The sequence below is a fragment of the Mycobacterium sp. genome (assembly GCF_050701515.1).
Lineage (GTDB): Bacteria > Actinomycetota > Actinomycetes > Mycobacteriales > Mycobacteriaceae > Mycobacterium.
The window spans coordinates 17219-27360 of sequence record NZ_JBOGDB010000273.1; the positions used below are offsets into that span (position 1 = coordinate 17219).

Annotated in this window: 9 protein-coding genes; 5 read left to right on the forward strand and 4 right to left on the reverse strand. The window is 64.5% G+C overall.

Annotated elements, in window-relative coordinates; translation table 11 throughout:
* Window positions 1-133: 133 nt before the first annotated feature.
* The 3 genes from ACRDU5_RS20410 to ACRDU5_RS20420 are packed head-to-tail and all read right to left on the reverse strand — an operon-like array spanning window position 134 to window position 3580.
* Entirely contained in the window at window positions 134-916 is a 783-nt protein-coding gene (locus ACRDU5_RS20410; protein WP_526616696.1) for an SDR family oxidoreductase, read from the reverse strand.
* A gap of 28 nt (window positions 917-944) precedes the next feature.
* Entirely contained in the window at window positions 945-2903 is a 1959-nt protein-coding gene (locus ACRDU5_RS20415) for a flavin-containing monooxygenase (protein WP_526616698.1), read from the reverse strand.
* Entirely contained in the window at window positions 2900-3580 is a 681-nt protein-coding gene (locus ACRDU5_RS20420; protein WP_526616699.1) for a TetR/AcrR family transcriptional regulator, read from the reverse strand. The genes ACRDU5_RS20415 and ACRDU5_RS20420 overlap by 4 nt, the downstream gene beginning before the upstream one ends.
* Window positions 3581-3681: 101 nt before the next feature.
* On the opposite strand from ACRDU5_RS20420, the gene ACRDU5_RS20425 reads away from it, so the two are divergent.
* A complete protein-coding gene (locus ACRDU5_RS20425) occupies window positions 3682-4719 on the forward strand; it encodes a Rieske 2Fe-2S domain-containing protein (protein WP_526616700.1) in 1038 nt (345 codons plus the stop codon).
* A 39-nt stretch (window positions 4720-4758) separates the two neighbouring features.
* On the forward strand, window positions 4759-5856 hold the full coding sequence (locus tag ACRDU5_RS20430) for an NAD(P)H-dependent amine dehydrogenase family protein (RefSeq protein ID WP_526616701.1): 1098 nt from the start codon (window positions 4759-4761) through the stop codon (window positions 5854-5856).
* Here ACRDU5_RS20430 and ACRDU5_RS20435 read toward each other — a convergent pair.
* Entirely contained in the window at window positions 5849-6436 is a 588-nt protein-coding gene (locus tag ACRDU5_RS20435; RefSeq protein WP_526616703.1) for a TetR/AcrR family transcriptional regulator, read from the reverse strand. The genes ACRDU5_RS20430 and ACRDU5_RS20435 overlap by 8 nt on opposite strands.
* A 164-nt stretch (window positions 6437-6600) precedes the next feature.
* Here ACRDU5_RS20435 and ACRDU5_RS20440 point away from each other — a divergent pair, with 164 nt between their 5' ends.
* The 3 genes from ACRDU5_RS20440 to ACRDU5_RS20450 all read left to right on the forward strand — a co-directional run.
* A complete protein-coding gene (locus tag ACRDU5_RS20440; protein ID WP_526616704.1) occupies window positions 6601-7815 on the forward strand; it encodes a cytochrome P450 in 1215 nt (404 codons plus the stop codon).
* A 111-nt stretch (window positions 7816-7926) separates the two neighbouring features.
* Window positions 7927-9411: an FAD-dependent oxidoreductase gene (locus ACRDU5_RS20445; protein ID WP_526616705.1), complete on the forward strand. Its 1485-nt coding sequence runs from the start codon at window positions 7927-7929 to the stop codon at window positions 9409-9411.
* The coding region (locus ACRDU5_RS20450) for a hypothetical protein (RefSeq protein ID WP_526616707.1) at window positions 9408-10142 on the forward strand (735 nt) is incomplete at its 3' end. The genes ACRDU5_RS20445 and ACRDU5_RS20450, both read left to right, overlap by 4 nt.

Here is a 10142-nt window from a genome sequence, read left to right on the forward strand (position 1 = left end):
GCGTATGGGTCACCATTAAGGAATCTTTGAGTCACGATTCGGAAAATCGTGGCAATTCTTACCGCCGGGTAGGGTCCGGAGTTACCCGCAAGTAGCTTTCTTGCTGGTCAGGCGTAAATTCCCGCTGCCACGTCTAGGTAACCCACTCCGGCTGCTCATTGACATCGATGGCGCTGAAGTCCTTATGCCCCAACCCGGCCACGGTCCCGCCGTCGACGACGAACTCCGAGCCGGTGGAGTAGCTCGACTCGTCGCTGGCCAGGTAGACGACGAGGCTGGAGACTTCCTTCGGTTCGGCGGCCCGGCCCAGTGCCGTCTGGAAGATGTCGTCCGGAACCCATTCGGTCATCGGCGTCTTGATGAGACCGGGATGAATCGAGTTCACCCGAATTCCGCTGGGCCCCAACTCCAGAGCCGTCGACTTCGTCAGGCCGCGGACGGCGAACTTGCTGGCGGTGTAGCCGTGGCAGCCGATGGTGCCGGCCAGACCCTCGATCGAGGAAATTTTGATGATGGAGCCGCGGCCGGCGTCCTTCATGGGTTTCACGACGGCGCGGATGCCCAAGAACACACCGGTCAGGTTGATATCGAGGATCCGCTGCCATTCGGTCAGGTCGTAGTCCTCGATCAGGCCGACGTTGAGAATGCCGGCGTTGTTGACCAGCACGTGTAGACCGCCGAACTCGTCGATGGCGGTGGCCACCGCCGACGCCCACTGGTCGGGCTGCGTGACGTCGAGGTGGACGTATCGAACCGCGTTACCGAGTTCGGCGGCCACCGCCTTGCCCTCGTCGTCGAGGATGTCGCCGAACACCACCTTGGCCCCTTCGGCGACCATCGCCCGCACATGCGATGCGCCCATCCCGCGGGCGCCCCCGCTGACCAATGCGACCTTGCCGGCCAACCGTTCTGCCATTTGGATTCCTTCCGTAGGTTCGATGGGTTCAGGGTCGTAGTTCGTAGTCGTCCGGGTTCGGACGGTTCGTCCATTTCCAGTAGTCGACGATGCGCCAGGCGTACAGCGTCGGTAGATCGCCGGAGCTGTTCTTGTAGTAACTGGTGACCGTCGGATGCGAGTACACCATGGTCTTCAGTTGTTCCTGGCTGCGCAGGTTGTAGTCGTCGCACACTTCCGCGCGAACCGTCGCCGATCCGACCTCCTCGGATAGCACCATGTCGATGCACCCCAGGATGTAGCGCATTTGGCACTCGGAGTTGTAGATGATGCTGGCGCCGTTGACGGCATTGGTGCCCGGCCCGTACATGCAGTAGAAATTCGGGAAGCCGGGAACCGTGATGCCGAGATACGCATAGCCGGAGTCCCCCCAGGCCTGGTTGAGCTCCTGACCAGCCAGGCCCCGGACGTTGATCGGGCCGAGCTGGTGGTTGACGTCGAAACCGGTGGCCCAGATCAGCACGTCGGCGGGCCGGTGCATCCCGTCGACGGTGGTGACACCGTCGCAGGTGATCTCGACGATCTCGTCGCGGATCAGTTCCACGTCGTCGCGCTGCAGAGTCGTCAGCCACGTGCCGTTGTCCTGCAGCGTGCGTTTGCCCAACGGGGGATAGTTCGGCGTGACCTTCGTCAGCAGCTCCTCGTCGTCGGTGAAGGCACGCATCCATGCGATGAAGAGTTCCCGTATTTCGTGGTTGGCCCGACTGACCGACAGTCCGCCGGTATCCCAGTCGGGATCGATGATCACCCGGTCGGCGGCACCGTCGGCGATCGGCCACCACAACACGAACCGCAGCCAGCGTCCGTAGTAAGGCAGGTGGCGCACCGCCCACTTGGCACCGTCGCCGATGGCCGCGTGGTAGTTGACGTTGGGTGCCATCCATTGGGCGGTCCGCTGGTAGACGTCGACCCGCTCGGTGATCGGCGCGATGGCAGGCACCAGCTGGAACCCGCTGGCGCCCGCGCCGATCACCGCGACGCGCTTGCCGGTCAGGTCGACCGTGTCGTCCCAGTCTGCGGTGTGAAACGCGGGGCCGTCGAAGTGGTTGCCGCCCTTGATGTCCGGGATGACCGCATTACTGAACTGACCAACCGCGCAGATGATGGCGCGGGAGGCCAACGTGTCGGTGCTCCCGTCTGCCCCGCGGGTCTCAATCCGCCAGCTGGCCGCCGCATCGTCCCACGTCGCACCGACGACCGCGGTGGCGAAGCGGACGTGCCGGCCGATGTCGCGGCGATCCATCACGTCGTTGAGGTATTCCAGAATTTCGGGCTGCTCGGAGTAGAAATGCGACCAGTGGTCGGTCGGCTCGAACGAGTACGCGTAGTAGTGGTTGGCGATGTCCACGCGGCAGCCCGGATAGCGATTGGCCAGCCAGGTGCCACCCACCCCCGACTGCTTCTCGATGATCGTGAACGGGATGCCTGCGCGCTTGAGCTTGATCCCGGCGAGCAGCCCGGCCTCACCGGCGCCGATCACGACGACGGGAAAGGTTGCGCGCTGTTGCGGCGTCGACCTGAGCACCGGCCCGTTCTGGTCGGCGTCGGACAGGCGTAGGTCGGCGGCGATGTAGTCGACGTATTCGTCGGTCACCTGCCCTGCGCTGATGACGTCCAGCATCTCCCGCAACTGGTGTTCGTCTGGGACGAACGGCGGCGGGCAGCCGCGGTCGCGGTAATCGCGCACCACATCGAGGGCCCGCTGGCGCACTGCCTCCTTGTCGGCCTCGCTCATGCCGCCCTGCAGGTCCATCGCGATCAGCATGAAGGGCCCCGGCAGCGCCTTGAGCAGGTCCATGTCACCGGTCATATGCACCATCGACATCAACAACGCGGGCACACTGGCCTCGGCGATCGCCGCCCGGATCACGTCGTCGGAGTCGTCGAACGGCAGCCCGATCAAACCGGCGAGGTCCGAATCGGCGGCGGTTGCGTCCAGCGGGATCATCGTGCGCCCCGCCGTCGCGACCGCCTAGGAGAGCCGGGCGCACCCCTGTCGGCGCGTGAATGGTCCAGATACGCGACGATGGCGTTGGTCAGTCCACGGCGGGCCTCGTCGAGGTCCGCGTAAGTACCCAGCTGCTTTTCCGAGGTAAGTCCGCGCATCGCGCCCGGGATGAACGAGGCCACTTCCTGGATCCGTTGCGGGTCGACGTCGAGGTCGGCGAACGCTTTCTGGCACGTTTCCAGCCAGCCCTGCCCCCAGGAGCGCAGTTCGGCGGCGGTGCTCGGGTAGAGCCGATCGAGTTCGGCGGGGTCGCGCGGTAACGCGGCACGCAGATTCTCGATCGCGCGGGAATCGGTGGCAGTCAGGCCCTGGTAGAGGGTCTCGATGATCTGCGAGACCCGCTTGTGCAGGGTCGCGTCAGCGCTGTCGATGCCGAACAGGACGTGTGCTCGCCGTTCGGCCGTATGGTGCAGCACCGCTGCCCAGAACCCGTCGGTATCGCCGAATTGATACTGCACCGTGCCCCACGTCGCGCCGATCTGCTTGGCGATGCGATTGGCGGAGACTGCGGCGGGATCGCCGGAGGCCAGCGCTTCCAGCGCCGCTTCGAGCATGCTGTCGCGGGTTGCCGCACCGCGGCGGTTGGCGCGCCGCCCGGTGCTGTCCGCTTCGGCCATGGCGTAGATGATTTCACATCTTCATAGAGCCCGCTATGATTTTTTCATAGAAATGCCTATGATCACGTCGAGCGAACAAGTTGTCGAGGAGGACAGGGCGAATGGCCAAACCGCCTCTATCGATGAAGCCGACGGGCTGGTTCCAGGTCGCGTGGTCTGGCGAGATCGGCGTCGGCGACGTCCACAAGATGAAGTACTTCGACCAGGACATGGTCGCCTGGCGCGCGGAGTCAGGCCAGCTCACCGTGATGAACGCCTACTGCGAGCATCTGGGGGCGCACCTGGGCTACGGCGGCACGGTCGTCGGCGAGGTGCTGCAGTGCCCGTTCCACGGCTGGCAGTGGAGCCAAGAGGGCCGCAATGTCTGCATCCCTTATCAGGACCGACCGAATCGGGGTCGACGCATCCGCACCTACCCGGTGGTCGAGCGCAATGATTCTGTGTACATCTGGCACGACATCGAGGGCCGAGAGCCGTTCTTCGAGGCGCCCGACATCTTCGCGAGCTTCGAGGACGGCAGCAGTGCCGCCGACTACTACCCGCAGCAGCGGTTCTTCCAGCAAGGTCTGGAGTTGCACCCGCAGTACGTGCTGGAGAACGGCGTCGACTTCGCGCACTTCAAGTACGTGCACAACACGCCGATCGTGCCGGTGTTCACCCGCCACGACTTCGACGACCCGGTGTCCTTCGTCGACTTCACCATCACCTTCGAAGGCGACGACGGGCAGAGCATCGACGACGTCGACAGCGGCGTGGAGGCCATCAACGGCGGGCTGGGCGTCGCCGTCACAAAGAGCTGGGGGATGGTCGACAACCGCACCATCTCGGCCGTCACCCCGGTCGACGACTGCACCTCGGACGTCCGGTTCATGGTCTACATCGGCCGCAGGAGCGGCCGTGCCGCCGGAAAAAACCCCGAGCGAGCCGAGACGAAGGCCCGGGAGTTCGGCGACGAAGTCATCCGGCAGTTCAAACAAGACGTGCACATCTGGGCTCACCAGCGCTACTCCGATCCACCCGCGCTGGCGACCGCGGAACACGAGGGCTTCACCGCAATCCGCAAGTGGGCCACCAAGTTCTACCCCGACGGCAAGGGCGGCAGCGCCGCCGAGCTGGCCGCCAGTAACGCCCAGTCGTGACCCTGAAACGACGACCAAGTCCACCAGAAAGGTTCGACCATGACCGCGTACCTACCGATCAAGGTTTTCCAGGTTGCCACCGGCAACGTCGGCTCCGAGATGATCAAGCGCATCGGAACCCAGGCCGACCTCGAGCTGATCGGCGTGCACTGCTATTCGGCGGAGAAGATCGGCAAGGACGCCGGTGAGCTCGCCGGCCTGGCGCCCAATGGTGTGAAGGCCACCGGCACCATCGAGGAGATCATCGCCGCCGAGCCGGACGTCGTGACCTTCCACGGTGTGTTTCCCGACGAGGACCTCTACGTGAAAGTCCTTGAGGCGGGTATCAATATCGTCACCACGGCTGACTGGATCAACGGCTGGCATCGCGACCGCAACCACCCCCACCACTCGGGCAAGCCGGTCACCCAGCTGTTAGCCGAGGCGTGTGACAAGGGTGGCTCGACGTTCTACGGCACCGGCATGAACCCGGGATTGAACCAGATCCTCGGCGTTGTGTGCTCGGCCGACGTCGCCGAGATCGAGAACGTCACCACCATCGAGTCCGTCGACGTGTCGTGTCACCACTCGAAGGACACCTGGATCGAGGTCGGCTACGGACTGCCCGTCGACGACCCGAGCATTCCCGGCAAGCTGGAGAAGTACACCCGAGTTTTCGCCGACAGCGTGCTGATGATGGCCGACTGCTTCGATCTGGAACTCGACGAGGTGAAGTTCAGCTACGAGTTGGGCGCGTGCACCAAGGACGTCGACCTCGGCTGGTACAAGCTCCCCAAAGGTTCGCTCGGCGGCAATTACATCCGCTACCAGGGGATGGTGAACGGGGTGCCGCGGGTCGAGACACACCTGGAGTGGCAGATGACCCCGCACACCGACCCGAGCTGGGATATCAAGGGCTGCTACATCACTCAGATCAAGGGCGACCCCTGCATCTACAACAAGCACATGATCTTCCCGAAGCCCGGCGTCGACCTGTCCAACCCGGACAACTTCGCGTCGATCGGAATGACGGTGACCGGTATGCCGGCCATCAACTCGATCAAGTCTGTGGTCGAGGCACCCCCGGGCCTCGTCACCAGTGCGGACCTGCCGCTGCGGGGATTCGCCGGACGATTCGCGGTCGATCCCGTCAGCTGATGCCATCGAATGCCGGCGCCACGTAGCGTTGCAGCATCCGATGCTCTGTCGCGGCATCTGGCTCGGGCCAGAACAACAGCGATAACACCAGCCGCACAACCCATTTCGCGCCTTGAGGGTCGTTGTCGGCCAGCCCGGTGAGCTCGGTGGCGAACTGGGTCACCGTCGGCGACACGCCGAGCCAGCTGCTGCCACGGAAGCCTTGCGCGGACTCGATGAACAACTGCCCCGCGGGGTCCGACCTGATCTCTGCGAGCGCCACCTCGACGGCGGTGAGCACCCGCTCCGCGCCGGTGAGCCCATCCACCCGCGCTCGCACGATGTCCACGATGCGCTCCGCGCTGCGCGCCATCACCGCGTCGCGGATAGCGGACTTGCCGCCGACGTGGCGGTAGATCGTGGCGCGTGAACAGTGCACCCGCGCGGCCAACTCGTCAATGTTGAACGCGTCGATACCGTGGCGGGCGATCAACTCGGCGGCGGCGGCGTAGATGCGTTCGGACGCGGCGGTGCTGCGGCCTTCCTCAAACAGCCAGTCATCGCGGGACACCGGATCGCCACCTTTCCAGCCGTAAGGCATCGACCGAATCTATCTCACCGTTGAGACGAGTCTGTCAATTCTTCTCATCGAAGGAGCAGGTTGAGCCGTCAGTGTGAGACGACCGCCACCGCGCATTGATGGAACCGCGTTTCGACTTCTCGGATCTCGTTGACGGGGGCGTTCCCGCTGGTCAACCTAATGAGGTGACAGTCCTTCACGATGCGGTCGAGTTCTTGGGCCACGAGAACCTGCAGGATCCGTACCCCGTTTACGACCGACTGCGTGCTGAGGCGCCTGTGCACCGGATCGGGGATTCGCCGTTCTACGTGGCGGTGTCCTGGGATGCGGTCACCGAGGCGATCGGTCGTGTCGAGGACTTCTCGTCCAACCTGACCGCGACCGCGGTCTATCACCCGGACGGCACGGTCACCTCGTTCGACATGGATCCGCTTGGCGGGCCCACGCACGTGCTCGCCACCGCCGACGACCCGGCCCACGCGGCGCATCGCAAAATGCTGGTGCCACAGCTTGCGGCCCGACGTATCCGGGCCATGGAAGCCTTCGCGACCGAGACCGCAGAGCAGCTGTGGGCGGACGGCGTCCACGACGGCGGTATCGAGTGGATGAGCGCGATGGCCAACAAGCTACCGATGATGGTGGTAGCCCGTCTGATCGGCGTTCCGGACAGCGACGTCGACAAACTCACCCAATGGGCTTATGCCAGCACCCAGATGCTCGACGGTGTGGTGTCGGCCGACCAACTCGAATCCGCCGGGATAGCTGCCGTGGAGCTGTCGGGCTACATCTTCGACCATTTCCAGCGCGCCGCCGCCGACCCGCGGGACAACCTGCTGGGTGATCTCGCTACAGCCTGTGCCTCCGGGGAGTTCGACATGGTGACAGCGCAACTGATGATGGTGACGCTGTTCGGCGCCGGCGGGGAATCCACCGCGTCGTTGATCGGCAACGCCACTTCGATCCTGGCCGAGCGCCCCGATCTGCAGCGGCAGCTGCGCGAGGACCCCACGCTGCTGGAAGCCTTCCTCGAGGAGACGCTGCGCTCCGAACCGCCGTTTAGGGGTCACTACCGCCACGTGCGCGTCGACACCACGCTTGCCGGTGTGCCGCTGCCGGCCGACTCGCACCTGCTGCTGCTCTGGGGCGCGGCCAACCGCGACCCAGACCATTTCGAAGCGCCCAATGAGTTCCGCCTCGACCGACCGAATGCCAAGGGGCACATCAGCTTCGGAAAGGGAGCCCACTTCTGCGTGGGTGCAGCGCTCGCCCGGCTGGAGGCCAGGATTGTGCTCGGCATGCTGCTGGACGACACCGAGCACATCGCGGCCATCGACGTCGGCAGATGGATACCCAGCATGCTGGTGCGCCGCCGCGAACACCTCACCTTGTCCGTGCAGTGAGGCACGGCCCCCTTGACCCCGGGGGCCTCCGCGCGATAAAACAGACATGTCTGTTGGTTTTGTCCCGATACGGCAGCAGCGCCGTGACCAGGCCGAACGTGGAGGTGGATGATGGCACGCCGTGGTCACGCCGTGGTCATCGGCGGAAGCGTCGCCGGATTGTGCGCAGCACGCGCCCTGCAAGACCGGTTCGCCCAGGTCACGATCTTGGAGGCCGACGCCCTGCCCGACACCCCCGAGGGCAGGCGTGGAACACCGCAGGCCTGGCACAACCACTTCCTGCTCGCCGCGGGTCGCGAAGCGATCGAGAGCTTATTTCCCGGTTTCACTCAGCGCCTGATGGACAACGGAGGCTGGGAGATCGATCCCGGCCTGCAAGCGGCCAATTGCCTCATCGACGGGTGGGCGGCGCGGTCACGGACCATGATGCGGGTGTATTTCGCATCCCGGCCGATGCTGGAGACGACGATTCGCGAGTTCGTGGCCAAGGATCCCGACATCGACCTCATTGAGGGGACTCGGGTGGCGGGGCTGCTCTCGGATAGCGACGCCGACGGGCCGGTCGTCACCGGAGTGACCTATCGGGATGCCGACGGTCAGATGCGCGAACTGCCCGCCGACTTCGTCGTCGATGCGGGCGGACGGGGCAGCAAGGCCGCGTCCTGGATGAAAGCCTTCGGCCAGGAGCCCGAGGAGATCACGCTGGATGCGAAGGTCAGTTACTCCTCGCGGTGGTACAAGTGGCCGACCACCGACCTGCCGTGGTACCGGTTCTTGACGACGTTTCCCCACCCGAATCCGGATGCGCCGGAGCCTCATCAATACCTGTGTTCGGTGTTCCCGATCGAAAACGACTCGTACATCGCGGTTATGGGGTCCTGGGGCTTGTCGATGCCCAAGGACGTCGCCTCGTATGAAGCCGCGGCACGCCAGACCCGCACCCGCGAGTTCTCCCGCCTACTGGACGCATCCGAGCCGCTCGGCGACGTTCACCACACCCGCTCGACGCGTAACATCTGGCGGCGCTTCGACCGTCTCGACGCGCCACCGCGTGGCTTCATCGCGCTGGGTGATGCCGTCTGCGCCTTCAACCCCATATACGCCCAGGGTATGTCATGCGCGGCGATGGCGGCGGTGATCACCCGCCGGCTCTCGCAGAACATCGACCCGTGCAGCGCCGCCTTTCCCAAACAGTTTTATGCCGAGCAGGCAGCCTTCCTCAAAGGCGTATGGACGCTGGCGTTTTCCCGCGACGCCGGATACGCACACGCCTCCGGCACCGAAGCCCTGCCCGACGGGCCGCGGAAACGCTTGCTGCGCAAGAGCACTTGGCCGGTGTTTCACTTCATCTCCCAAGCCTGCTGGGAAGACGAGGAGGTACACACCCACTTCGACCGCGTCTACAACCTGCAGGAGACGGTCTACGACCTGTTGAGCAATCCTCGGGTGCTGTTCGGACTGGCCCGCTACGGCGTGAAGTCGGCCATGGGGCGCAGCAAGATCCCCCCGGCCGTCTCACCGGAGTTGCCGCCCCCCGACACCGACTACTCCGGACTGCGTGACCGTGTTTTGGGTAAAACGCTGGTGTCGCAATGAGATTCAACAATCCGTTCGACGTCGGATGGCAACTGCACGCCCTGGACGCGATCATGGTGTTGATCAACGTCGTCGCAGTGGTCTATGCGATCCATCAGTACCGTCGCGGCCGGCCGACATATCTCGTGTTGTGGCTGTCTGCGCTGTTCTACGGTGTCATCCTGGAATTCACCACCGGCATGCTGATCTCGCGTAGCTACATTCAGGGCGAATTCACCGTCATGCTGGCCACCGGCAGCATCCCCGGCTACAAGACCGACATGCCGTTCTACATCCTGCTGCTCTACCCGACCATCATGTTCCTGGGATTCAAACTCGTCGAGGCGTTCGGCATCCGCTCAATCCTGGCCCGCGCCGTGTCGGCGGGAGTATTCACCGTGCTCATCGACGCCCCCTACGTCGTCAACGGACCGCTGCCCAACGTGGGGTGGTGGCAGTGGCTTGATTGGACCCTGGCGGGCAGGCACATGTTCCAGTACTGGTACGGCTGGCCAATGGCCGACGCCATGTGGGAACTGACGTGGCCGCCGCTGCTGATGTGGCTGGTATGGCAATGGGAGCGCCGCCGCGCCGCCACAGACGCCGACATCGCCGCAGCGCGCGGCAGACCGTGGATGACGCTGCTGGGTGTCCCTGTGCTCATCGGGTTGCTGGTGAACACCGGAGGGATGCTGCTGAGCTTTCCGATCGGCATCGCGATCGGCTTGGACCTTCCGCACTATCCGTTCGTG

Bases quoted from the DNA above. Each gene is read 5' to 3' on its own strand.
- ACRDU5_RS20410 (WP_526616696.1), bottom strand. From the start codon at position 916: ATGGCAGAACGGTTGGCCGGCAAGGTCGCATTGGTCAGCGGGGGCGCC.
- ACRDU5_RS20415 (WP_526616698.1), bottom strand. From the start codon at position 2,903: ATGATCCCGCTGGACGCAACCGCCGCCGATTCGGACCTCGCCGGTTTG.
- ACRDU5_RS20420 (WP_526616699.1), bottom strand. From the start codon at position 3,580: ATGGCCGAAGCGGACAGCACCGGGCGGCGCGCCAACCGCCGCGGTGCG.
- ACRDU5_RS20425 (WP_526616700.1), top strand. From the start codon at position 3,682: ATGGCCAAACCGCCTCTATCGATGAAGCCGACGGGCTGGTTCCAGGTC.
- ACRDU5_RS20430 (WP_526616701.1), top strand. From the start codon at position 4,759: ATGACCGCGTACCTACCGATCAAGGTTTTCCAGGTTGCCACCGGCAAC.
- ACRDU5_RS20435 (WP_526616703.1), bottom strand. From the start codon at position 6,436: ATGCCTTACGGCTGGAAAGGTGGCGATCCGGTGTCCCGCGATGACTGG.
- ACRDU5_RS20445 (WP_526616705.1), top strand. From the start codon at position 7,927: ATGGCACGCCGTGGTCACGCCGTGGTCATCGGCGGAAGCGTCGCCGGA.